This window comes from Verticiella sediminum (assembly GCF_007558815.1).
Taxonomy (GTDB): Bacteria; Pseudomonadota; Gammaproteobacteria; order Burkholderiales; family Burkholderiaceae_B; genus Verticiella; species Verticiella sediminum.
This window is the reverse complement of the sequence record NZ_VLTJ01000001.1, coordinates 56,148-79,542: the sequence shown is the minus strand read 5'-3', so window position 1 is coordinate 79,542 and position 23,395 is coordinate 56,148. Positions and strand designations below refer to the sequence as shown.

Genomic DNA, 23,395 nt, shown 5'->3' with positions numbered 1-23,395 from the left:
CGGCTTTTGCGCACTGTGGAGAATCGCACGCACCGGGCGTGCGGGTCACGGCGGGGCGCGCTAGGGTGTGTGGACCGTCAGCTCTTGGTGAACGAGCCCGATGACCGATCCCACTCCTGAGCCGGCCGACCACGATGGCCGTTGGAAGGACGCGCTGCACGACTATCTCGATCCATGCATTGCGCTGTTCTGGCCGCAGTTGCACCGGCACATCGACTTTCGCCAGGCGCCCGTCTTCCTGGACAAGGAGCTGCAAAGCGTGGGTGGCGCGCGCCGCCGCGGCCGCCGGCTGCTCGACAAGCTGGTACGCCTGCGCCTGTCCGATGGCGCCCAGACCCTCCTGCTGCTGCACCTGGAAATCCAGGCCCGCGTCACGGCCGATTTCGGTGAACGCATGTTCGTCTACCATTACCGGCTGCGCGAGCGGCATCCGCATGATCGCCTGATGCAGGCGGCGATACTGACCCGTTCGACAACGATGGTCGGTGCCGGCTTTTCCACGTACCGCTACCTGCCGTTCGACGACGGTTCGGCAGGCAGCCTCGAGCTGAGGTTCCCGGTGGTACATTTGCCGGCATGGGTGCACGAACGGCCGGCGCTCGCAGAAGAGGCGCGCCACAATCCGTTCGCTGTCGTCGCGTTGGCCGAACTGGCCGCCGGCAGCGCCCGCAGTCCCCAGGATCGCTACGCCAGCAAGCTGAAGCTGGTGCGTATGCTCTATGCCTACGGCTACGCGGGCGACGACGTGCGCCGACTCTTCACCTTCATCGACGGCGTCCTGGCGCTGACGCCGCAGCAGGAGCCGGCCTTCCTGGCGGCGCTGGCAGACATCGAGGGAGAGCATCAGGTGGCCTACATCACGAGCGTGGAGCGCGCCGGCATACGCAAGGGGCTGGCGCAGGGTATCGAGCAAGGCCGCGAGCAAGGCCGCGAGCAAGGTCTTGAGCAAGGGCTCGCGCACGGCCGCGTCGAGGGCATGCGTCAGTTGCTGCTCATGCAGTTGGAGGCGCGTTTCGGCGCTGTCCCGGCGCAGGCGCGTCGGCGGGTCGACAGCGCCACGGCGCAGGATTTGCAGCGCTGGTCCCTGGCGATCCTGGGCGCTGCTTCCATCGACGAGGCGTTGAACGAGGCCTGACGGCGCGCAAGCGCTGGCCTGGCTCGGGCACCTTCAGCCGTGGCGTCGCCGCAGGTGCCGGTAGACCCGGCCGCGCGAGATGCCGAGCGCGCGCGCTGCGCGCGACACATTGCCGCCATGGTCGGCCAGGGCCGCGTCGATCAGGCGCGCGTCGGCGGCCTCCAGCGTCCCGTCGTCGGCTGGCGGGGGCATGGCGGGCGCCGCGGCCGGCAGCGGCGCGCCGGCGTGCTCGGGAAAGCTCGCGCACACCCAGACGCCCAGCCCGTTCGGCAGGTTCAGCAGCCGGGGCGCGGCAGACCCGACCAGGCTCAGCAGGGTGCGCAGTTCGAGCGGGGAAGGCAGCCCGGGCGTGGCGTGCTCGCCGCACAGGGCCGCGGCGGCGCCGTTGCGCCAGGCCACGCGGCCGTCCCCGGCCACGCCGAGCAGGCCTTCGTGGGGCGTATCGAGCATGCTGGGGCCCGCGGCCACTTGCACCAGCAGCACGTCGCCGGGATGCGCGCGCAGCAGACGGGATTCGATCGAGGCGGCATAGGCTGCCACGATGGCGGCGGCATCGAACGCGAACGGGCCATGTTCGCTGAACAGGCTCAGCCCGCCGGCCAGCCGGCCGCTGGCATCGCGCACGGGCGCCGCCGCGCAGTGCATCAGGCGTGCGCTCTGGTAGAAATGCTCCGCGCCGCGTACGGCGCAGGCCAGGCCGGTGGTACTCAGCAGGCCGGGCGTGCCCGTGCCCACCTGCGTCTCGGACAGGTCGACGCCCACCCCGATCAGGCGCGGCAGCAAGCGGACTTCCGTACGGGTCGGCGTGGTGGCGTGGGCGACCACGCCCGCCGCGTCGGTGAGCACCGCGGCCACTGGCGTGGCGCCGAGCATCTGCTGGAGCCGGTCCAGGTCGGGCTGGGCCGCGTTGAGCAGGGCGGTGTTGGCCTGGCGCACGGCGCGCGCCCGGCGCCGCGAGGCCGTGGGGGTCTCGGGCACCCGCAACGGGTCGGCGCCGGCAGCCAGGCAACGCTGCCAGGACGCCAGGATGAGCGGCGGCACTGTGTCGCGCGCGGGCAGCTCCCCATGCTCGAAGTAGCGCCGCCGCGCCACGTCCAGGCGCAGCTCGGCATGAGGAAACGGCGTGACGGGTGTCGGAGCAGGTCGGGTCATGGTCGGGACGGGGCGCGGTGCAGGCGCCAGACTGTACCGGGACGGAACACTTCGCATCAGGGGTTTCCCGCATTTTGACCCGCTGGCGCCCGTCCCCGTATGCTGCGAGCATACCCTCACCCCATTCCACAAGGAGGCCACATGCGCGAGGACACCCAGTTTTTCATCGACGGCAAATGGGTCGACGCCGACGCCGACGCCAAGCGCCTGGCAGTGATCAACCCTGCCACCGGCGAAGAGGCCGGCAGCGTGCGCCAGGCCGGCGAAGCCGATGTGAACCGAGCCATCGAGGCCGCCCGGCGCGCCTTCCGCGGCTTTTCCCGCACGCTGCTGCACGAGCGCCTCGAGCTGCTCGACGAAATCTGCGTCGAGTACGAGAAGCGCATGGGCGACCTGGCCGACGCCATCACCGAGGAGATGGGCGCGCCGCACAAGAAAGTGGCGGTGGCCCAGCAGGTGCCGATCGGCATCGCCCACCTCAAGACGGCGCGCCGCATCGCCGCCGATTTCCCCTTCGAGGAGCACCTGGGCCGCACTCTGATCGTCAAGGAGCCCGTGGGCGTGTGCGCCCTCATCACACCCTGGAACTGGCCGCTGAACCAGATCACCTGCAAGGTCGCGCCCGCGCTCGTCACCGGCTGCACCATGGTGCTCAAGCCCAGTGAACTGGCGCCGTTCTCCGCGCGCATCTTCGCCGAGATCCTCGAGCATTCCGGTGTGCCTGCGGGCGTGTTCAACATGGTCCACGGCGACGGCGCCATCGTCGGCCCGTGGATGTCGTCGCATCCGCAGGTCGACATGGTGTCGCTCACGGGGTCGGCGCGCGCCGGTGCGTCGGTGTCGAAGAACGCCGCCGACAGCATCAAGGTGGTGTCGCTGGAGCTGGGCGGCAAGTCGGCCAACGTCATCCTGCCCGGCGCGGACCTCAAGCGCGCCGTCGCCCATGGCGTGGTGGCGATGATGAACAACACGGGCCAGAGCTGCAACGCACCCTCGCGCATGCTGGTGCCCGCCGAGCGCATCGACGAGGTCGAGGCGATCGCCGTCGCCGCGCTGGAGCGGGTCACGGTGGGCGACCCGCGTGACGAGGCCACCACTGTGGGGCCGATCGCCAATGCGCGCCAGTACGAACGCGTGCAGACCCTGATCCAGAAGGGCATCGACGAAGGCGCCAAGCTGCTCGCCGGCGGCACCGGGCGGCCCGAGGGCATCGAGCGCGGCTACTTCGCGCGGCCCACCATCTTCAGCCGCGCCAACAACCGGATGACCATCGCGCAGGAGGAAATCTTCGGCCCGGTGCTCACCATCATCCCGTACAGGGACGTCGACGAAGCCATCGACATCGCCAACGACACCACCTACGGGCTGTCCGGCTACGTCTATGGCGAGACGCTCGACCAGGCGCGCGAGGTCGCGCGCCAGCTTCGTACCGGCATGGTGCACCTGAACGGCGCGCCCGGCGACCCCAGCGCGCCCTTCGGCGGCTACAAGCAGTCCGGCGTCGGCCGCGAATGGGGCGAGTACGGCATCGAGGAATTCCTCGAGACCAAGGCCATCATGGGCAGCCAGTCGGCCTGAGGCCGCGTTCCGCAGCGGCCCCCGGTGGCCGCTGCGTGCGGGGCGGCACGCCGTCCCGCACGCCGGCCGGCTGCGCGGCGGGAACCGACCGCATCCCGTCGTCCGGTTCGCGCCGCCGCAAGCCCGGGCGGTCGCACTGCAGTATCCACAACCACACGACATACAACACACAGCACTGTAGAACCCAGCGTCATAGACGCGGTACCCGTCCCGAACAAGAACGAAGAACAACGATAAGTTCCGAGGAGGCAACCATGTCCGCCATCTGTCCGCAGGTCGCGCCCCGCGCCCTTGCGCTCTCCCTGCTCGCCTGTACGCTTCTCGCCGCGGCCCCCGCGCGCTCGGCCGGGAACCCGCCCGCCGCCCGCGTGGACACCGCCTACATCGTTGCCAACGCCAGCACGTCGACCGAGTGGCCCACCGTGGGCCTGGACTACGCCGAGTCCCGCTACAGCCGCCTGGACCAGGTCAATACCGACACGGCCGGTCGCCTGGGACTGGTCTGGAGCTACGACTTGAAGTCCAGCCGGGGCGTGGAAGCCACGCCGGTGGTGGTCGACGGCGTGATGTACGTGACAGGCCCCTGGAGCGTGGTACACGCCATCGACGCGCGCACCGGCGAAGGGCTCTGGACCTACGATCCGCAGGTGCCGCCGGAATACGGCGTCAAAGGCTGCTGCGACGTGGTCAACCGGGGCGTGGCGGTATACGGCGGCAAGGTCTACGTCGCGGCGTTCGACGGGCGCTTGATCGCGCTCGACGCGGCCACCGGCAAGCCGGCGTGGGAGCAGGACACCATCATCGACCGCCAGTTCGCCTACACCGTTACGGGCGCGCCCCGGGTCTACAACGGCCTGGTGCTGATCGGCAACGGCGGCGCCGAGTACGGTGCGCGCGGCTACATCACGGCCTACGACGCGGCCAGCGGCGAGCGGAAGTGGCGCTGGTTCTCGGTGCCCGGCGATCCCGCCCAGCCTTTCGAGGACGTCTCCATGGAGATGGCCGCCAAGACGTGGGACCCCGCCGGCCGCTGGTGGGAGTCGGGCGGCGGAGGCACCATGTGGGATTCGATGGCCTACGACCCGGAACTGAACCTGATCTACGTCGGTACCGGCAATGGTTCTCCCTGGAACCACAGGGCGCGCAGCCCGGCCGGCGGCGACAACCTCTTTCTGTCGTCCATCGTCGCGCTGCGCGCCGATACGGGCGAGTACGTCTGGCACTACCAGGAGACGCCGGGAGACAACTGGGACTACACCGCGACCCAGTCGATCATCCTGGCCGACATCACCCTGGACGGCAAGCCGCGCAAGGTGTTGCTGCACGCGCCCAAGAACGGCTTCTTCTTCGTGATCGACCGCATCGACGGGCAGTTCATCTCGGCGAACAACTTCGTCGACGTGAACTGGGCCGCCGGCTACGACGCGCAGGGCCGGCCGATCGAGCGGCCCGAAGTGCGCGCCGAGGACCAACCTTTCGATATCGTCCCTGGGCCTTACGGCGCGCACAACTGGCATCCGATGTCGTTCAACGCCAAGACCGGCTATGCCTACATTCCGGCGCAGCACATTCCGATGACGCTGATGCCCAACGCCCAGTGGAAGCGCAACGAAGCGCAGCCCGGCTCGGCGCACTCGAACGTCGGTTGGAACACCGGCCATTTCCTGAACCCGGCGCCACCGTCGGCCCAGCCCTTCGGCCGGCTCGTCGCGTGGGACCCGGTCGCCGGCAAGCCGGCCTGGGCCTACGAGCACGTGGCCCCGTGGAACGGCGGCACCCTCACCACGGCGGGCAACCTCGTGTTCCAGGGGACGGCCGACGGCCGGCTGATCGCCTTCGCCGCCGACAGCGGCAAGAAGATATGGGAGGTGTCGGTCGGCACGGGGGCGGTCGCCGCGCCCTCGACCTATCTCGTCGACGGCAAGCAGTACGTGTCGATCGCTGTCGGCTGGGGCGGTGTCGGCGGGCTGGCCATGCGCGCCACCGACGTGCAGGGCAGCGGCACGGTCTACACCTTCGCGCTCGACGGCAAGGCGCCGATGCCGGCCTTCGTGGCCACCCGCCAGGAGCAGCTCGTCTCGGGCGTGGCCTACGATCCCGCGCGTGTCCAGGCCGGGCTGAACACCTACGTCGCCAACTGCGTGCTCTGTCACGGCGTGCCCGGTGTCGACCGCGGCGGCAGCATCCCCAACCTGGGCCACATGGATGCCGCCTACATCAACCACCTGGACCAGTTCCTCTTCAACGGCCCCGCCACGTCGCGCGGCATGCCGGACTTCACCGGCAAGCTCACGCAGGACGACGTCGCCGACCTGAAGGCCTTCATCCAGGGCACAGTGGATTCCGTCCGGCCCAAGGCGGCGCTGTAGGGATCGGTGGTTGCGCGCCCGCGGCGCGTCCGTCCCCGCGGATGCGCCGCGGCGAATCAGGCAGGCTGGAACGCCACGGCTTGCACCTCGATACGCCATTCAGGCCTGGCCAGCGCGGCCGCCACGACCAGGGTGGAGGCCGGCCGCGCATCGCCGAGATAGCCCGCGCGTATCGGCCCCAGCGCCGGCAGGTCCGCGGGGTCCACGACATAGGTCGTCACCTCGACCAGGTCGGCCACGCCCATGCCCGCCGCAGCCAGGACGTTGAGCAGGTTGTCCCAGGTGGCGCGGGCCTGGGCGGAGAAGTCGCCGGCCAGGGCGCCGTCCGGCAAGACGCCGATCTGGCCCGAGACGTGCAGCCAGCGGCCGTGGCCCTCGCTCAGGATGGCTTGGCTGTAGGGGCCCGCGGGCGGGACGACGGTATCAGGATCGATGCGGTTCGACATGGCTGGCTTCGTGGCTGGAGAGGGTGGCAGGTTCAGGTGGCGCCGGCGACCTTCCGGCCGCCGCACGCGAGCCGCAGCGTCGCGGCATGGAAGGGATGTCGGGCATCGGCCATGTCGCTGAGCACGTCGAAATGCGTGCGGCCCGGCATGATATGGACCTCGCTCGGCACGCCCGCGCGCCCGGCGGCGTGGCCGAACGCCTGGCACTGCGCCTGGAACCCGTCGGTTTCCAGCCCGCCCGCTGCGCAGATCAGCCCGCCGCAGGAGAGCGCCTCGGGCTTCACCGAGAGCCCGCCGGCCTCGACGGCATCCATGCCCAGGTCGTGGTTGATCGAGGTGGGCAGCAGGGGCAGCAGATCGAAGATGCCGCTCACCGCCACGCAGCCGACGGCCCGGTGGGCCCAGGGATGGGGGTTCTGCAGGCTGGCCACATAGGCTGCCATGTGCCCGCCCGCCGAGTGTCCCGATACACAGATGCGCGCGGCGTCGTAGCCCCAGCGCTGCGCGCCCTCGGTCGCGAGCCAGTGCACCGAGCGGCAGACTTCATGGACGATCTCGGTCACCGTGGCTGCGGGCGCGAGGGCATAGTTGGGCAGCGCCACGGCCAGTCCGGCGCGCACATAGGGCTGCGCGATGAACGAGAAGATGTGCTTGTCCAGGGCACGCCAGTAGCCGCCGTGGATGAAGACGAGCAGCGGGGCGCCCTGCGCCCGCGCCGGCAGGAACAGGTCCAGTCTGCTGCTCGGCAGGTCGCCGAACGCGACGTCGACGAGGGCGCCCGCCTCGCGTCGCACGCGCGCGCTGCGCTCGGCATAGTCTGCATACACGGCGCCGCGTTCCGGGTGTCGGCGGCGCAGACTGTAGTTGGCCTCGTTCTCGGCGTCGATCGGCGCGAGGGCGGGGATGGCGGTCATGGGATCGTCCTGGTCTGGGCCCGCGGTGCAGGTCGCGGGCGCGGTTTCTACACGCCGAGGTAGGCTTCCTGCACGCTGGGGTCCTCGCGCAGCTCGGCAGCGCTGCCGCCGCCGTGGATGCGGCCTTCCTGCAGCACATAGCCCAGGTCCGCGCTGCGCAGCGTCACGCGGGCGTTCTGCTCGGCGATCAGCAGGGTCAGGCCTTCGTCGCGCAACCTGCGCAGCGTGGCGAAAATGTCGGCGACGACCAGCGGCGCGAGGCCCATCGAAGGTTCGTCGAGCATGAGCAGCCGCGGACTGCTCATGAGCGCCCGGCCGATGGCGAGCATCTGCTGCTCTCCGCCGGACAGCGTGCCGGCCGCTTGTCCGGCGCGTTCGGCCAGGCGGGGAAACAGGGTGAGCACGTGCTCGAGGTTGCGCCGGAACTCGGCGTGGCGGCGGGCGCGCAGGAGGCGGTAGCCGCCCATCTCCAGGTTGTCGCGCACGGTGAGCGGGGTGAAGACGCGGCGTCCCTCGGGGACGAGGACCATGCCGCGCGCCACGATGGCCTCGGCGGTCAGGCTGCCGATTTCCTCGCCTTCCAGGCGGATGCTGCCGCGCACGGGCCGCAGCAGGCCCGCGAGGGTGCGCATGGTGGTGCTCTTGCCGGCGCCATTGGCCCCGAGCAGGCAGCAGACGGCGCCCTGCGGCACGCGAAAGCTCACGTCCTCCAGCACATCGGGCCCGCCGTACGATGCGCAGACTTGGCTGAGTTCAAGCATGTTCGGTCTCCTCGGCGCCCAGGTAGGCGCGCAGCACGTCCGGGTGCGTGCGCACCGTTCGGGTGTCGCCCTCGGCGATCTTGCAGCCATGGTTGAGCACCACGATGTGCGCGCACAGGCCCATCACGAAGCGCATGTTGTGTTCGACCAGCAGAATCGCGGTGCCCTGTGCATTGACGCGCCGGATCACGTCGGCCACCTGGGCCACTTCGCCATGCGGCACGCCGGCCACCGGCTCGTCGAGCAGGAGCAGGGTGGGCTCGCCGGCGAGCGCACGCGCGATCTCCAGTATCTTGGCCTCGCCGAAGCTGAGTGCGCCGGCCTGGATGCCCGCCTTGTGCGCCATGCCCAGCAGTTCGAGCTTGTCGTAGGCGATGTCGCGCATGCGGGCCTCCTCGGCGCGCATGCGCGGGGTGCGCAGCATGGCGGCGAACATGCCGCCATGAAAGCGCGAGTGGCAGCCCACCATCACGTTCTCGAGCACGGTCAGGTCGCGGAATATCTGCAGGTTCTGGAACGTGCGGGCAATGCCCAGGCGGATGCGCTGGTACGCGGGCAGGCGTTCGATGGCCTGGCCGCGAAAGCGCACGTGCCCGCCGGTGGGCGGATTCACGCCGGCGATCACGTTGAAAAGCGTGCTCTTGCCGGCGCCGTTCGGGCCGATCAGGCCCTGGATCGAACCGGCCTGCTGGACGAAGGACAGCTCGGCGAGCGCCTGCAGGCCGCCGAAGCGCATGCTCACCCGCTCGACTTCCAGAAGCATCTCAGGCATGGCGGGTCTCCTTGGCGAGTCGTGCAGCGGGGGCCCCGGGCTCGCGGGTCGGCGACGGCGCGCGCGGGTTGCCGTGCCGCCGCCGTCGTGCCGCGAGACGGCCGAACATGCCCGCCAGCCCCCCAGGGAAGAACATCAGCACCACGATCATGCTCGCGCCGAAGATCAGCAGTTCGACATCATGGATCGAGCGCAGAGCCTCGGGCACCAGGGTGTACACCAGCGCGCCGAACAGGCCGCCCCAGTAGTTGCCCCAGCCACCCACGGCGACCATCACGACGAGCAGGACGGATACCGAGAAGGAAAAGGTCTCCGGCGAGGCGAACATCGTGAAATGCACGTACATGGCGCCCGCCAGCGCCGCGATCGCCGCCGACAGGGTGAAGGCGCCGACCTTCAGGGTATAGGGATTGACGCCCAGGCTGGCCGCGCCGATCTCGTTGCTGACCACGCTGTTCATCGCCCGTCCGATGCGCGAGTGGGCGAGATTGAGCATGGCCACCATGAACACCAGCGCGATCAGCCAGGCGACGTAGTAGAAGCGCTGACCGTCGTCGAAGGCGAAACCGCCGATTTCCAGCGGCGCGACGCCGACCAGCCCGTTGGGCCCTCCCGTGAGCCCGACGAGCTGGATGAACAGCACCGAGAGGATGGCGTTCGCGCCCAGCGTGGCCATGGCGAGATAGTGCCCGCGCAGCCGCAGGGCCGGCAGGCCGACCAGCAGCGCCGCCACGCTGGTGAGCAGCATGGCGGCGGGCATGCCGAGCCAGGGCGAGATGCCGTAGTTCGCCGACAGGATGCCGCTGGTGTAGGCGCCCAGCCCGAAGAAGCCGGCATGGCACAGGCTCACCTGGCCGCAGTAGCCCATGATGAGGTTCAGGCTGCCGATCAGCAGGACGTTGATGAAGAACATCACGCCGATGCTGATCATGTAGTCGTTGGGCAGCAGCCACGGCAGCGGCAGCAGGATGGCCCAGGCGATCAGCAGCATGCGCAGCCGCGCGCGGCGCAGCGCATCGGGGGCGCGCTCGAAGGAGGGGGTCGTCATGGCGGCTCCGTCAGACTTTGGTGGCCACGGCCTTGCCGAGCAGGCCGTTGGGGCGCAGGAACAGCACGAGCAGCAACAGGACGAACGCCACGGCGTCCTTGAACTGGGACGAGATCAGTCCGCCGCCCAGCGCCTCGGCGATGCCGAGCAGCAGGCCGCCGATCAGGGCGCCGTGCAGGTTGCCGAGCCCGCCCAGCATGGCGGCGCTGAAGCCTTTGAAGCCGAGCATGCCGCCGGCGTCGTACGAGGTGAACGTGAGCGGCGTGACGATGACCCCCGCGAGGGCGCCCGCCAGCGCGGCGAACAGGAAGGTCCACATCCCCGAGCGCTTGACGTTGATGCCGACCAGGGCCGCTGCGTCGCCGTCGGCGGCGACCGCGCGCATGGACTTGCCGGTGAGCGTCTTCTCGAAGAACCAGTGGGTCGCGAGCATGAAGGCGATGGTGATGGCCATCACCCACAGGCTCTGCGGATGGATGCTGACGCTGGCCACCTGCCATGCGGCGTCTCCCGAGAAGGCCGGGTAGCCCATGGGCAGCTTGCCCAGCAGCAGCATGACCAGGCTCTTGAAGCACAGCGCCAGGCCGATGCTGATCATGGTGATGAGCATCGGCGAAGGTTTCTTCAACGGCGCCACCGTGAGCCGGTAGGAGACCACGCCGGCGGCGCCGACCAGTGCCAGCGCGACCAGACAGGACAGCCACAGCGGCAGGTGCGCCGCGCCGTAGCTCGTGGCGGCGATCATGCCGCCCATCATGACCCATTCGCCCTGCGCGAAGTTCAGCGCGTCGGTGCTCTTGAAGATGATGTTGAAGCCGACCGCGATGATCGCGTAGATGCTGCCGACCGTGAGGCCGGCGACGAGCAGTTGCGCGAATTGTCCGAGGCTGTCCATGGCGTGCTCCGTCAGAGGCTGCCGAGGGCCGCGTGGTTCAGGCGGGGCAGGGTGATGTCCAGTTCGGCCAGGCGCACGCGGGTGTCGGCGATCGTGTCCACGATCACTGCGGCTTCTTCGTCGCGCGAGGCGGCGCCCAGGCCGACCGCCGCGGTGATCTGGGCCGCGCGCGCGGCCTCGCCCTGCGGATGGGCAAGCCAGGGGCAGTGATAACCGCCCAGCTCGATCTGCTGCAGGTAACCGTGCACCGTGGCGGCGATGCGGGCGCGCTCGTCCTGCGTCCAGTGCCCGGCGCGCTCTTCCAGGTACAGCCAGCCGAAGCGCGCATGGCGCTGCTTGTCCTGGACGGCGCGGCCGAGAATGGCCGCGGCCACGGGCTCCTCGGCATTGCGTAGATGCGCTTCGAAGAGCGCGAGTTCCAGGCTGTCTTCCACCGTCGAATGGGTGGCGAAGAAGGCATCCAGGTGCTCGCGGGCGTCGAGCACCTGGCGGTCGCGCAACTGCGCGAAAACGGCTTCATCGGCGACTTCCGGCGGGCGGTTCACATAGCCGCCCAGCACCTGCGCATACTGGTGGAAACACTCGATGTGCCAGGCCTCCTCGGTGTTGCGCACGGTGAGGAAGTACTTGGGGTCGGCCTCGCGGCCGGCCTCCAGGCACAGGCGGATCAGGGTGGCCGGCGTCTCGGTCAGGCCGGCGTACTCGACCCACGCGCGCCAGCTCCACGTCAGGCGTGCGGCGGCCAGGGCGGCGGCGTCGTAACCCTCGGCGCGGAAGGCGGCCCAGGCGATGTCGGTCTGCGGCTGCCAGCGTTCGCGCTTGCCGGTCTCGTAGAGTTCGCGGATCGAATCGATCGAGCGCCTGAGCGCGACGGGAAAGCGCTGTTCGACAGGGATGCGGGTCTGTTCTGCGGGGCTGTGCATGTCGGGCTCCTTCAGAATTCGCCGATCTTGGGATGACGGAACGTGGGCAGGTTGATGCCCCAGTCCTGCATCTGGCGGCGGATGCGCTGCACCGATGCGACGAACACGGGCTTTTCCAGCTCCTCGGTGGTGGCGCCCAGCCCCGCTTCCCAGGTGATGCGGTCGACTTCCACCTCCGCGCGCGAGGCCGGGTTGTCCGGCGCCAGCCAGGCGCTGTGATAGCCGTTGAGCTCGACTTTCTCCATCATGTTGATGACCGCGTCCTCGGCCTGCTGCAGTTCGTCGCGCGTCATCGACGGCACGCGATGGTCCAGGTAGCGCCAGCCGAGCGCGCAGTGGCGCACCTCGTCGCGCATGATCAGGGTGCAGATCTGGTTGGCGACGGGGTCGCGCGTGATCTGCGTCAGGTGGCGAAACACGTCGAAGGCGATTTCCTCGGCCGCGCAGACCAGCGCGGCCAGCGTGGCCTCGATGGAGGTGTCCGGGTCCAGCGCCATCTTGCGCACGCCGTGCGTGGCCACCGAGCCCTGGAACGCCGCCTGCACGGGTGCCTCGATGTAGCCGCCCAGGGCCTCGGCCATCCGATAGCATGCTTCGGCGTGGCGGCTCTCCTCCTGCGAGCGGATCGTGAAGTAGAGCTGCAGGTCGGGCGGGCAGGGATCGCTGCAGAAGCGCAGTTGCAGCGCCGGGCTCTCGGAGATCGCGCCGTATTCGCTCCAGGCGCGACGGCTCCAGTACTGGCGTGCGGCGTAGCGCTGCTCTTCGCTGTACCGGCTGGCGTCGAAGGCGGACCAGTCGACGTCGGTGGCCGGGTCCCACTGCTTGGCGGCTGCCATGTGGAAGAGGTCGCGTACCTTGGGCACGCGCACGTCCAGGTCGAGCGGGAAGATGCTGCGCGAACGGTCGAGGATGGTGGCAGGCTGGGCGGGAGTGCTCATGACGGCTCCTTGGGAATCCGGGATCACTTGTAGTCGGCCAGGTAGAACGCGCCGTCGCGATAGCCGAGCAGCACGATGTCGTCCTTGGTCAGGCCGGAATGGCGTTCGGGGCTGTAGGTCATGACGCCGCCCATGCCGGGGTAGTCGGCCACGCCTTCCAGGGCGGCGGCGAACTTGGCCGGATCGCCGCCCGCTTTTTCCATGCCGAGCGCGGCCAGCGAGATGGCGTCGTAGGTCTGCGCCACGTACTGGTTCGGCTTGTGCTTGTAGCGTTGCTCGAAGCGCTGGCTCATTTCGGCGATGCGCTGCTTGATCGGGTCGCTGTCGGGCAACTGATCGGCCACCGGAAATTTCACGCTCAGCAGCAGCAGGTTCTTCACCGAATCCCCGGCGAGCTGCATGTAGCGCTGGTCGACGAAGCCGTAGCTGTGGATCAGCAGGCGGTCCGAGAGGCCGAGCTGGTCGGCCTGCTTGATGAACACCACGCCGGCCGGCGTGACGGTCCAGCACACGATGGCCTGGGCGCCGCTGTTGCGGATGTTGGTGAGCTGCGGCGTGAGATCGGTGTCGCCCGGGCTGAAGGTCTCGTACACCACCTCGGCGCCGCGCCTGGGCGCGATGAGCTTCATCTGCTCGGTGGCACTCTGGCCGAAGCCGCTGTTGTCGGCGAGCAGGGCGACCTTCTTGATGCCCTTCTTGTCCAGGAAGTCGAACAGCCGCTCGACCATCTGGTCGTCGTCCACCGGGCTCTTGAAGGTGTTGGGCCTGTCCTTGACCGGCGTGACGATCTGCATGCTGCCCTCGGTCGAGATGAAGGGCACGCCGGCGCGCTCGGTCATGGGCGCCATGGCGATCGCGATGCCGCTCATGTTGCCGCCGCCGACGATGATGTCGACCTTGTCCTGGGTGAGCAGGCGGCGCGTGGCGTTGATCGCCTTGGCGGTCTGGCTTTCCGCGTCGTAGAAGGTCCAGCGCAGCGGCTGGCCGTTGATGCCGCCGCGCTCGTTGATGTCGCTGATCGCCATCTCCATGCCGCGCCGCATGTCCTCGCCGAGAAAGGCGGCGGGGCCGGTGACGGACAGGATGGAGCCGATGTGCACCGGCTGGGATGCGGCCAGGGCGGCGCCGATGCCGGTGCAGGCCAGGGCCAGGGCGCCCAGCAGCCTTCGGGCGGAGAACAACGCGGTGTGCAGACCTTTCATGACATGACTCTCCAGGTAGGGTAGGGATGAGGACACGCTCGACTGCGTTGTGCTGCCGCCAGCTCCGGGCTGCGTGGCTAGCGCCTCACTTCGAGCGTGTCGGCTATCTGCCGCTGGCCGGGGCCACCCTTCTGCACGGGCACGCGCAGGGAGTAGCGGACCTGGTCGGCGCGGTAATACGAGACGCCCGACATGACCGGGCGCTCGTCGTGATCGAAGTAGATGAGCGAGCGGATCAGCACGGGATCGCCCGCGACCAGGCTCAGCAGCTCGGCATGCTCGGGTTCGACGCGGCCGGCTTCCACCTTGAGGTCGGCGTAGGCCAGTTCGGCGTGGCGTCCGATGAGATCCAGAATGGAACCGCTCTCCAGGTCGGCCAGGGCCATGTCGCCCACGCGCGCGGCGTCGATATAGCGATAGTCGAGCGAGATCGGGACCCCATCGACGGAGCGCAGCCGGATGACGTACCAGACGAGATCGCCGGCGTTCAGACGCAGGCTGTCGCGCTCGCCGGCTGGCACCGGCATCTTCTCGCAATGGAGAATGCGCAGGTGTATGGGACGCCCCTTGGACGCCGCCTGATCGAGAAAGTCCATCGCCGGCGTGAACTGCTCGTCGACCTTGGTCTCGCAGACATAGGTGCCGAGCCCGCGCACGCGGCGCAGGCGGCCTTCGTTGACCAGCTCCTGCACCGCCTGGCGCACGGTCATGCGGCTCACGCCGAATTGCTCGGCGAGTTCCTGATCGGTATGGAATCGCGACTCCGGGTCGGTCCAGTTCAACACCATGGTCAATACGCGGCGCTTGATCTGTTCGTAGAGCGGCAGCGGGGAATTGCGATCGAGCTGCGGCAGATTGGGCAGGCCGGCATCCCGCGGCACCTCGGCGATCTCCACCGTCTCGTTCTCTTTATCTAGTTGCATGGTTGTCTAGTTAGCTAGATATCTACATGCCTAGATATTATGTTAGAGTTGGTCCACCGGCAATCCATTTTTCGCAGCGTCCTCCCCCCGGGGGGAATGGCGCCACCGCGCAGCGGCAAGCTTGGGGGCCTTTTTTTCATTTTTCCGCACGCGCCATGCAGACAGCAACGATCGATACGGCATTAGCTTCCAATCGAGCCCGGGCATTGCGGTTCCTCGAGCCCGCGCCCCTGGATGACTTCCAGACGGTGATCTGGCGTCCCTACGCCATGCTGGCCGAACTGCGCGGCATGCTCGAAAGCGACGCTCCCCCGGTGCTCTCGCCGCAGGGTTCCAGCGAGCTCCTGCGCATCGCGCGGCATTGGCGCGAAGCCTTTGCGCGCCTGTTCCGGCGTGACGGGTCGCTGATCGTGCTGGCGGACTCTCCGGGCGTGGTCGGCGTGCATACCCTGCACGACGTGCTCGCCTACGATCCGCTCGAACCTTTGTCGGCGCATTTGCGCCATCCCGTCGGCGTGCGGCCGGCGGGGGGCGGCGAATGGCGCATCGCCTGCGGCGAGCCGTTCGCCAGCGCACTTCAGGCGACGGGTGCCGATTTCGGTGCCGGCGCCGCCATCGATGGCCTGGGCGGCACCGTGCTCGCCGCCAACGACGCCGGCGACGCGGTGGCGGCTTTCGCGAGCCTGGTGCCCGGGCGGGTGCTGTTTCTGCCGCCGCCGCGCCCGGCAGTGCTTGCGGATGCCGCGCGCAGCGATGCCTGGCTGGCGGCCTGGGACGCATGTCTGGCTCGTTTGGGGCTGCCCCAGGGCGTTGCCAATGCGGCCTGGATCGACGCCTACCGCAGCGATCGCGAACACGCGCTGCGCGAGCGCCGGGCACAGCGTCTACGTGAAGCCGAGGCGATCGCCCGCGAGATCGCGGGCTGCGAGCGGGAGTTGGCCGACATGGCGTTCTACAAGCAACTGCTGGCGGGCACCGGACGCGGCACACGCGTGGCGGTGGCGGAGTGCTTCCGGCGTCGCGGCCACGTGGTGCATCAGGACTGGCTGGACGAGCGGATCGTGATCGTCGAGGCGCAGCCCCGCTGGCTCGCCGTCCACGTCCGGCTCCCTGGCGAAGCCCGGGAGGGCATCGCCCAGGCCCTGGCGCCGGCGGCTCGCCGCATCGCGGACTACTTCGACAAGCCGGTGCAGGCCTTGCTCGTGGAGTGCTCCGGCAATCGGCTGGAGCTGCAGGAACGCGTCGCGCCGGCTGCGGAGGAGGACGTGCCCGCGCTGGACGGCGTGGCCTTGTACGGCTGGCTGCACGACACCGCCACCATCCAGCAGGCCCTGGCCGCCGACGCGGCGGGCGAGGCCTTGCGTTGCCGTCTGCGCGAGCGCGCCGCGGCGCTGTTGCGGCATCGGCCCGGCCCCTGAGGTTGCGCCTGCGCGGTCAGGTCGCTCCCCGCAGCCCGGCCCGCCGCATCCACTCGTGTTCGCGCAGCTCCAGCACGCGCATCTGCTCGGCAAGGTCCGGGCCGTCCGGCGCAGCGGGTTGCAGCCAGAGACTGTCCAGCAGCCGCGTGTAGGCGAGCTGGCGGGTTGCGCCGATGAAGGCTTCGCGCAGGCTGCGCACCACGCTGCCCGGCAGGCCGTGGGGGCCGGCGAGCCCGAAGACGGCGTCCAGAACGATATCCATGCCGGTGCTGGCCACGGTCGGCAGGGCCGTGCCCTGCGGCAGGGGGGCGGCGTCGCCGAAATGTGCGAGCAGCCGCAGGCTGGCATCCAGCATCTGCGGGGCGAAGGCCGGGCAGTCGCAGATCGCGTCCACCTGTCCGCTGACGAGCAACTGGACCATTTCGCCCGCGGTGCGCACGAGCACGCCCGTGACGGCGGTGCCGGCCTGGCGCGCGGTCTCCTCCATCAGCAGGTGGCCGCTCGCGCCGTAGCCGACGACGGCATAGCGAATGCCGCCGCCGATGCGGCGTGCGTGGGCCAGATAGGCCGGCAGATCCTGCCAGGGCGCGTCGGCCCGCGTCGCGATGCAATAGGGCGCCCGCGCGATGCCGGTGACGAAGGTGAAATCGCGCAGGGGCTCGTAATTCACGTCGTAGAGCAGCGACTTGTTGATCCAGGCGGGCAGACTCATGGCCAGTTCGTAGCCGTCTGCCGCGTCCAGCGCGGCGAGCGCGGTGGCCCCGTGCAGCTTTGCGGCGCCCGGCCGATTCGCAATGCGAAAGTCGGCGCCGGGAAGGTAGGCGGCCGCCTGGCGCGCGGCTTCGCGCATGCACAGGTCCAGAGGCGCGCCGACGGCGCTGGGCACGATGATCGAGATGGGACGTTGGGGATAGGTGGCCGGCGCTGCGCGCCCGGCGGGGGGGAAGGTGCCGTACAGGGCACAGGCGGCGGCCCGGGTGAGCCACTGGCGGCGCGTTCTGCTGCTGAGGTGCATCCATTGCCTCGTCTGGCGCAGGCCGCGTGTCCCGCGCGGTGTTGGTCTCCTGCCTGTGTTATCGCTCAGCCGCCGACCGAAGGCAAGCCCGTGGGCGGGCGGCCATCGGCCGGGCTCGCCGCTCAGGGCGCGCAGGCCGCGTTCAGCGCCTGCAGCCTTTCGGGCGTGCCCACGTCTTCCCAGGCGCCGGCATGCCGCTCGCCGCCGATGGCGATCCCGTCCATGTGGGCGCGCAGCAGCGGCGCCAGCCTGGCCCGCTCGCCGGCGGCCGTGCCGGCGAAAAGCTCTGGTCGATACACGCCGATGCCGGCGAAGGTCAGGCGGCGGCCGGCATCGGCGTCGAGCACGGCGCCGGGCGCGCCCGGCACGCCGTCCTGCAGCACGAAGTCGCCCGCGAGGTGCTGGGGCGGGTTGTCCACCAGCAGCAGCCAGGCGAGCCGGCGGGGGTCGGCCGCCAGCCATTGCGCGCGGGCGTGCGCCTGGGCCGGCGGCCAGTCGCACCAGACGTCGCCATTGAGCACCAGGAAGGGCTCGTCGCCCAGCAGGGGCAGGGCGGTGGCGATGCCGCCCGCCGTCTCCAGGCCACCCTGCGGTTCGGGCGAATAGCGAATGCGCAAGCCCCAGCGCCCGCCGTCGCCCAGCGCGGCCTCGATGCGCCCGCCCAGCCAGGCGTGGTTGATCACGACATCGTGAAACCCGGCGCGGGCCAGGCGCTCCAGATGCCAGACGATGAGCGGCTTGCCGCGCACGTCGAGCAGGGGCTTGGGTGTGTGGTCGGTGAGCGGGCGCATGCGTTCGCCGCGGCCGGCGGCGAGGATCATGGCCTTCATCGGCTTGCCTGGCGGGCGCGCGCCGCGTCGAGGGTGTCCATCAGGCGCAGCAGCGGACGAAAGGCGTCGGCGTGGCTGGCCGCCTGGCGCACGTATTCCGAGACGCGGTCCAGGTGGCGCAGGTAGCCCGGCTTGCCGTCGCGATGGTGCAGGCGCGCGAAGACGCCCAGGATGCGCAGGTTGCGCTGCAGCCCCATCCATTCCCAGTCGGCGTGGAACTCGGCGATGTCCGGGTTGACCGGCAGCCCCGCCTTGCGCGCGGCTTCCCAGTAGCGGATGCCCCAGTCGAGCTGCTGCGGCTCGTCCCAGGTGGTGCGCGCGTCCATCAGCAGCGAGGCGATATCGTAGGTGATCGGGCCGGCGAGCGCGTCCTGGAAGTCGATGACGCCGGGGGCCCCGCCTTCGATCGGCACCATCAGGTTGGGCGAGTGAAAGTCGCGGTGCACGAGCACGGTGGGTTGCGCCGCGTTGCGCGCCGCCAGCAGGGCGAACACGCGTTCGAGCTGCATGCGTTCGCTGTCGGTGAGTTCGTGGCCGCAGTGGCGGGCGACATACCATTCCGGAAACAGCAGCAGCTCGTCGGCCAGCCGGCGCGCGTCGTAGGCCGGCAAGCCGGTGGGCGCGATCTGCTGCAGGCGCACCAGCTCGTCGATCGCGCCCAGGTACAGCGCATGGATCTGGGCGTCGGGCCGCGGCGACTGCAGGAAGTCGTAGAACGTATCCTGGCCGAGATCCGACAGCAGCAGAAAGCCGAGGGCAGCCTCCTCGGCCAGGATGCGCGGCACGTTCACGCCGCCCGCCGCGAGCAGGCGGGCGACATGCAGGAACGGGGCGCAGTCTTCGTGCGGGGGCGGGGCGTCCATGACGATCGCGGTGCCGCCGGCGGCATCCAGGCGGAAGTAGCGCCGGAAGCTGGCGTCGGACGAGGCCGGGCGCAGCGTGTCGAGGGCGAGCCCCAGGCTGGGCGGCAGTTGCGTAAGCCAGGCGCGCAGGGCCGGCAGGCGGGTATCGGCGGGAGTGGACATCTCGAGGCTGGAGGATCTGGCAGGGTGCCGTCTGGCCGGCTGTGGCGCGCACGCGTCGAGGCCGCAGACAGTTCGGAAACGATGCCTATAATACTTGGCCTCCGTCCAGCCAATCCGCTCGCCGCCCGCGGCGTCACGCCATAGACGAATTCTCCGTGCACTCCTTGATCCGGCCCGCCTTTCTCGCCGCTGCTGCCCTGCTGGCCACCCTGTCCGGCGGGATGCCGGGCGCACGAGCCGCCGAAGCGAACGAGGCCGGGCCGCCGCGGGCAGGGCTGCGCGTCTCGCCTGGCCTGCGCGAGCACCGCGAGCTGGACGCCAATTCGCTGCCCGCCTTCACGCGCAGCGAGGAACTGGCCGGCAACCCCGACGAATCCGTCACCCTGACCGGCGCGGCCGAAGTGCGCCGCAACGACGTCATCCTCAAGGGCTCGCGCATCCACTACGACCGGGTCGGCGAAGTCCTGGATGCCGAAGGCGATGTACGCCTGCTGCGCGAAGGCAGCGTGGTGACCGGCCCGGGGCTGCGCCTGGAGCTGGATACCGACACGGGAGCGTTTTCGGAACCCAATTTCTACGTCGCCGCCACCGGCGGCAGCGGGCGCGCGCGCGAGGCCGAGTTCCTGAGCCGCTCGCGCACCCGGCTCTACGATGCCTACTACACCGGCTGTCCGTGTCCGGAGCCCGACTGGTGGGTGCGCGCGCGTCAGGTCGACCTGGACTTCGACAAGAACGAAGGCCTGGCCTACGGCGGCGTGGTGTACTTCAAGGGCGTACCGATTCTCGGCTCGCCCATCCTGTCGTTCCCGATCACCAAGGATCGCAAGTCGGGCTTCCTGCCGCCCACCTTCGGCATCACCAGCCGCAGCGGCGTGCAGGTGACCACGCCCTACTACCTGAACCTCGCGCCCAACTACGACGCCACGCTGTACCCCAGCCTGTACGCACGCCGGGGCCTGCAGTTGGGCGGCGAGTTCCGCTACCTGCGCCCCACCTTCAGCGGCGAGGTCTACGGCACCTGGCTGCCCAACGACCGCGAGCGCGGCGACGGCCGCTGGTACTACAACCTGCAGCACCGCCAGACCCTGGGCGGCGGCTTCGGCCTGTCCTGGGACGTGCAGCGCGCCTCCGACGACGACTACTTCCGCGATTTCTCGCAGGTGGCGCTGGACCAGGCCTCCACGGTCACGCTGCCGCGCTCGGCCACGCTGTCCTGGGCGAACACCTATTTCAATGCCCAGCTCACGCCCGTGCGCTACCAGACGCTGCAGGACGCCGACGCGCCCATCGTGCCGCCCTACGACATGATGCCGCGCTTCACCTTCGCGGGGCAGCGCTACAACTGGGGCGGCGCCGACCTGCTCATGCACGGCGACATCACGCGCTTCGAGCGCTCGCCCTGGCTCACCGCGATGTACGACCTGCCGGACGACAAGGGCACGCGCTTCTCGATCTATCCCTCGCTCTCGTATCCCGTGGTGCGCCCGGGCTGGTTCTTCACGCCCAAGGTCGGCGTGCATGCGTCCTACTACGACACCCGCTTCAACCAGAGCCTGTACTACGGCAGCGGGGCGAACGATCCCACCCAGTTCGACGTGGCCAGCCAGAGCCGCGTCCTGCCGATCGCCTCGCTGGACACCGGCCTGGTCTTCGAGCGCCAGGCGCGCCTGTTCAACCGGGACATGACGCAGACCCTGGAGCCGCGCCTGTACTACCTGTACGTGCCGTACAAGGACCAGTCGATGCTGCCGGTCTACGACACGGCGCTCGCCGACTTCAGCTTCAGCCAGATCTTCTCGGAGAACGCGTTCTCCGGTGGCTGGGACCGCATCAACAATGCGCACCAGCTCACGGCCGCACTGTCCTCGCGCTGGATCGACGCGTCGAGCGGGCTGGAGCGCGCGCGCGTGTCCGCCGCGCAGCGCCTGTACTTCACCGATCAGCGCGTCACTCTGCCCGGCGAGACGGCGCGCGAGAACTCGCGCTCGGACTTCCTCTTCGAGGTCTACGGCGCCTTCACCGAGTCGCTGAGTGCGCAGGCCACCGTGCAGTACAACCCGCACGAGAGCCAGTTCGAGCAGGCGAGCGTGAGCGGCCGCTGGGACGCCGCGCGCCTGGCCACCGTATACACCGCTTATCGCTACCGCCGGCCCTCCTACCTGCAGAACGGCCAGGAGCAGGCGAGCGTCGCGTTCCAGTGGCCGCTCACGCAGCGCTGGAACGCCGTCACGCGGCTGGATTATTCCCTGCTCGACAGCCGCTTTTCCCAGGTGCTGGGCGGCCTCGAGTACAACGGCGGCTGCTGCTGGACGGCCCGCGTGGTCGGACAACGCTACGCGGTCTCCAGCGAGGCCACCAATACCGCGGTATTCTTTCAGCTTGAGCTGAACGGCCTGGGCGCCCTCGGCACCAATCCGATGGAAACCCTGCGCCGCAACATCCCCGGCTACGAGTCGGTCACGCCCCCCGTCGTTCCGGGCTCCACGTTCGAACGCTACGAATGAGCACAGGCCACCCACGGCCTGCGCGTGGCTCGCCCCTTTTTGCTTGGAGCAATGCAATCACCATGCAGGCAAAGCTTTACAGAAGGTTCTTGGCATTCGCACTGTGCGCCCTGAGCGCTGGCGCCGCAGCCCAGGGACTGCGCGCGCCGGGACAGGGCGCGCTTGACACTGGCACGCCCGCCCCGGTCGCGCCGTCCTCGGTCGCGCCGGTGGTCCCGCCGCCCGCCCCGCAGGGGCAGGTGGCCGACGCCATCGTCGCCGTCGTCAACAATGACGTCATCACGCGCCGCGAGCTCGGCCAGCGCGTCATGGCCGCCCGCGCCAGCCTCAAGGAGCAGGGCATCCGCGAACCGGCTACCGAGGTGCTCGAGCGCCAGGTGCTCGACCGCATGATCACCGACCTCGTGCAACTGCAGGAGGCCGATCGCGCCGGCGTGCGGGTCAGTGACGAGCAGCTCGAGATGGCGATTCGCCGCATCGCCGAGCAGAACAACACCTCGGTGCAGCAGATGCGCGCCGAGATCGAGAGCGGCGGCGTCTCCTGGAACGAATACCGCGCGGAACTGCGCCGCCAGGTGCGCATGAACCGGGTGCGCGAGCAGGAGGTGGACCGCAACATCTTCATCTCCGAGGCCGAGGTCGATTCCTTCCTGGCCGAGCAGGCGGCCCAGTTCTCCGGCGGCGCCAAGCCCATGGCGGGCGGCAACGGCGCCCTGCACCTCGCGCAGATCCTCGTGCGGGTGCCGGAAGGCTCGTCGCCCGAGCAGATCAATGCGCTGCGCCAGCGCGCGCAGCAGGTGCTCGCGCAGGCGCGCAGCGGCGTGGACTTCGCCCAACTGGCCGCCGGCGCCTCCGACGGCGACGAAGCCCTGCGTGGCGGCGACCTGGGCGTGCGGCCCACGGTCGGCTGGCCCGACCTGTTCCTGCAGGCCACCAGCAAGCTGCAGCCCGGCCAGGTGAGCGATATCGTGCAAAGCGGCAACGGCTTTCACATCCTGAAGGTCGTCGCGCGCGAGGGCGAGGCCGCCACGCCGAGCACCCTGCTGCCGCCGCCGGGCGGTCCCGAACGCGTGACGCAGTACAAGGCGCGCCACATCCTGATGCGCGTCACGCCGGCGCGCAGCGACGAGCAGGCGCGTGCGCAGTTGCAGGCGCTGAGCGAGCGCGCGACCCTCGGCAAGGTGCCGTTCGCCGACCTGGCACGCCAGTATTCGGATGACTCCTCGGCCCCGCAGGGCGGCGACCTCGGCTGGGTGTCGCCCGGCGAGACCGTGCCCGAATTCGAGCGCGCCATGCAGTCTCTGCAGCCCGGGCAGATCAGCGAGCCGATCCGTTCGCAGTTCGGCTGGCACCTGATCCAACTGGAAGACACGCGGGTGCAGGACGTCGGCGACCAGAACCGCCGGATGCAGGCTCGCCAGATCCTGTTCCAGCGCAAGATCGAGCCGGCGTGGGAAGAGTGGGTCGGCGTGCTGCGCAGCGGCGCCTACATCGACAACCGCCTGAACCGCGAACAGCTCTGACGCCATGGGCGAGATCCCCCGGCC

At 69.6% G+C, this 23,395-nt stretch carries 20 protein-coding genes; 6 read left to right on the top strand and 14 right to left on the bottom strand.

Annotated features, from left to right (window positions below; genetic code table 11):
- The first annotated feature begins 100 nt into the window (after nucleotides 1-100).
- Complete coding sequence (locus FOZ76_RS00375; RefSeq protein WP_143946133.1) at nucleotides 101-1,135, top strand: RpnC/YadD family protein; 1,035 nt, start codon at nucleotides 101-103, stop codon at nucleotides 1,133-1,135.
- 33 nt (nucleotides 1,136-1,168) lie between these two features.
- On the opposite strand, the gene FOZ76_RS00370 is transcribed toward FOZ76_RS00375, so the two are convergent.
- Nucleotides 1,169-2,287: a helix-turn-helix domain-containing protein gene (locus tag FOZ76_RS00370; RefSeq protein WP_170235233.1), complete on the bottom strand. Its 1,119-nt coding sequence runs from the start codon at nucleotides 2,285-2,287 to the stop codon at nucleotides 1,169-1,171.
- Between the two features lie 141 nt (nucleotides 2,288-2,428).
- Between FOZ76_RS00370 and FOZ76_RS00365 the strand changes: the two genes are divergently transcribed.
- Both FOZ76_RS00365 and FOZ76_RS00360 read left to right on the top strand, forming a co-directional pair.
- Entirely contained in the window at nucleotides 2,429-3,865 is a 1,437-nt protein-coding gene (locus FOZ76_RS00365; RefSeq protein WP_143946131.1) for an aldehyde dehydrogenase family protein, read from the top strand.
- Nucleotides 3,866-4,119: 254 nt separating this feature from the next.
- Nucleotides 4,120-6,234 (top strand): PQQ-dependent dehydrogenase, methanol/ethanol family, encoded by a 2,115-nt coding sequence (locus FOZ76_RS00360; protein WP_143946130.1) that lies wholly within the window; start codon nucleotides 4,120-4,122, stop codon nucleotides 6,232-6,234.
- Nucleotides 6,235-6,290: 56 nt separating this feature from the next.
- Here the strand turns inward: FOZ76_RS00360 and FOZ76_RS00355 are convergent, their stop codons facing one another.
- The 10 genes from FOZ76_RS00355 to FOZ76_RS00310 form a co-directional block, all read right to left on the bottom strand.
- A complete protein-coding gene (locus FOZ76_RS00355) occupies nucleotides 6,291-6,680 on the bottom strand; it encodes a RidA family protein (RefSeq protein ID WP_143946129.1) in 390 nt (129 codons plus the stop codon).
- Nucleotides 6,681-6,712: 32 nt separating this feature from the next.
- On the bottom strand, nucleotides 6,713-7,594 hold the full coding sequence (locus FOZ76_RS00350; RefSeq protein WP_143946128.1) for an alpha/beta hydrolase: 882 nt from the start codon (nucleotides 7,592-7,594) through the stop codon (nucleotides 6,713-6,715).
- A 47-nt stretch (nucleotides 7,595-7,641) separates the two neighbouring features.
- The gene (locus FOZ76_RS00345; protein WP_143946127.1) at nucleotides 7,642-8,355 is read right to left on the bottom strand and encodes an ABC transporter ATP-binding protein; all 714 of its coding nucleotides are present in this window, start codon (nucleotides 8,353-8,355) and stop codon (nucleotides 7,642-7,644) included.
- Entirely contained in the window at nucleotides 8,348-9,127 is a 780-nt protein-coding gene (locus FOZ76_RS00340; protein ID WP_143946126.1) for an ABC transporter ATP-binding protein, read from the bottom strand. The genes FOZ76_RS00345 and FOZ76_RS00340 overlap by 8 nt, the downstream gene beginning before the upstream one ends.
- Nucleotides 9,120-10,175 carry a branched-chain amino acid ABC transporter permease gene (locus FOZ76_RS00335; protein ID WP_143946125.1) on the bottom strand — a complete coding sequence of 352 codons (1,056 nt, stop codon included), beginning with the start codon at nucleotides 10,173-10,175 and terminating at the stop codon, nucleotides 9,120-9,122. The genes FOZ76_RS00340 and FOZ76_RS00335 overlap by 8 nt, the downstream gene beginning before the upstream one ends.
- A 10-nt stretch (nucleotides 10,176-10,185) precedes the next feature.
- Nucleotides 10,186-11,070 (bottom strand): branched-chain amino acid ABC transporter permease, encoded by an 885-nt coding sequence (locus FOZ76_RS00330; protein WP_143946124.1) that lies wholly within the window; start codon nucleotides 11,068-11,070, stop codon nucleotides 10,186-10,188.
- 11 nt (nucleotides 11,071-11,081) lie between these two features.
- Nucleotides 11,082-11,993, bottom strand: a complete 912-nt coding sequence (locus tag FOZ76_RS00325; protein WP_143946123.1) for a hypothetical protein — start codon at nucleotides 11,991-11,993, stop codon at nucleotides 11,082-11,084.
- A gap of 11 nt (nucleotides 11,994-12,004) precedes the next feature.
- A complete protein-coding gene (locus FOZ76_RS00320) occupies nucleotides 12,005-12,931 on the bottom strand; it encodes a ferritin-like domain-containing protein (protein ID WP_143946122.1) in 927 nt (308 codons plus the stop codon).
- A 23-nt stretch (nucleotides 12,932-12,954) separates the two neighbouring features.
- Complete coding sequence (locus FOZ76_RS00315) at nucleotides 12,955-14,133, bottom strand: ABC transporter substrate-binding protein (RefSeq protein ID WP_143946121.1); 1,179 nt, start codon at nucleotides 14,131-14,133, stop codon at nucleotides 12,955-12,957.
- Between the two features lie 77 nt (nucleotides 14,134-14,210).
- Complete coding sequence (locus FOZ76_RS00310; protein ID WP_143946120.1) at nucleotides 14,211-15,056, bottom strand: GntR family transcriptional regulator; 846 nt, start codon at nucleotides 15,054-15,056, stop codon at nucleotides 14,211-14,213.
- Nucleotides 15,057-15,211: 155 nt separating this feature from the next.
- Between FOZ76_RS00310 and FOZ76_RS00305 the strand changes: the two genes are divergently transcribed.
- Nucleotides 15,212-16,474 (top strand): hypothetical protein, encoded by a 1,263-nt coding sequence (locus FOZ76_RS00305; protein WP_143946119.1) that lies wholly within the window; start codon nucleotides 15,212-15,214, stop codon nucleotides 16,472-16,474.
- Between the two features lie 16 nt (nucleotides 16,475-16,490).
- Here the strand turns inward: FOZ76_RS00305 and FOZ76_RS00300 are convergent, their stop codons facing one another.
- The 3 genes from FOZ76_RS00300 to FOZ76_RS00290 all read right to left on the bottom strand — a co-directional run bounded on the left by FOZ76_RS00300 (nucleotide 16,491) and on the right by FOZ76_RS00290 (nucleotide 19,344).
- Nucleotides 16,491-17,489 (bottom strand): Bug family tripartite tricarboxylate transporter substrate binding protein, encoded by a 999-nt coding sequence (locus FOZ76_RS00300; protein ID WP_143946118.1) that lies wholly within the window; start codon nucleotides 17,487-17,489, stop codon nucleotides 16,491-16,493.
- Nucleotides 17,490-17,611: 122 nt separating this feature from the next.
- Nucleotides 17,612-18,319, bottom strand: a complete 708-nt coding sequence (murU, locus tag FOZ76_RS00295; protein ID WP_143946117.1) for an N-acetylmuramate alpha-1-phosphate uridylyltransferase MurU — start codon at nucleotides 18,317-18,319, stop codon at nucleotides 17,612-17,614.
- A complete protein-coding gene (locus tag FOZ76_RS00290) occupies nucleotides 18,316-19,344 on the bottom strand; it encodes an aminoglycoside phosphotransferase family protein (protein WP_143946116.1) in 1,029 nt (342 codons plus the stop codon). Before FOZ76_RS00290 ends, murU begins: the two co-directional genes overlap by 4 nt.
- Before the next feature lie 221 nt (nucleotides 19,345-19,565).
- Here FOZ76_RS00290 and FOZ76_RS00285 point away from each other — a divergent pair, with 221 nt between their 5' ends.
- Complete coding sequence (locus FOZ76_RS00285; protein ID WP_143946192.1) at nucleotides 19,566-21,848, top strand: LPS-assembly protein LptD; 2,283 nt, start codon at nucleotides 19,566-19,568, stop codon at nucleotides 21,846-21,848.
- Between the two features lie 89 nt (nucleotides 21,849-21,937).
- Nucleotides 21,938-23,371 carry a peptidylprolyl isomerase gene (locus FOZ76_RS00280; RefSeq protein WP_246129224.1) on the top strand — a complete coding sequence of 478 codons (1,434 nt, stop codon included), beginning with the start codon at nucleotides 21,938-21,940 and terminating at the stop codon, nucleotides 23,369-23,371.
- Nucleotides 23,372-23,395 lie beyond the last annotated feature (24 nt).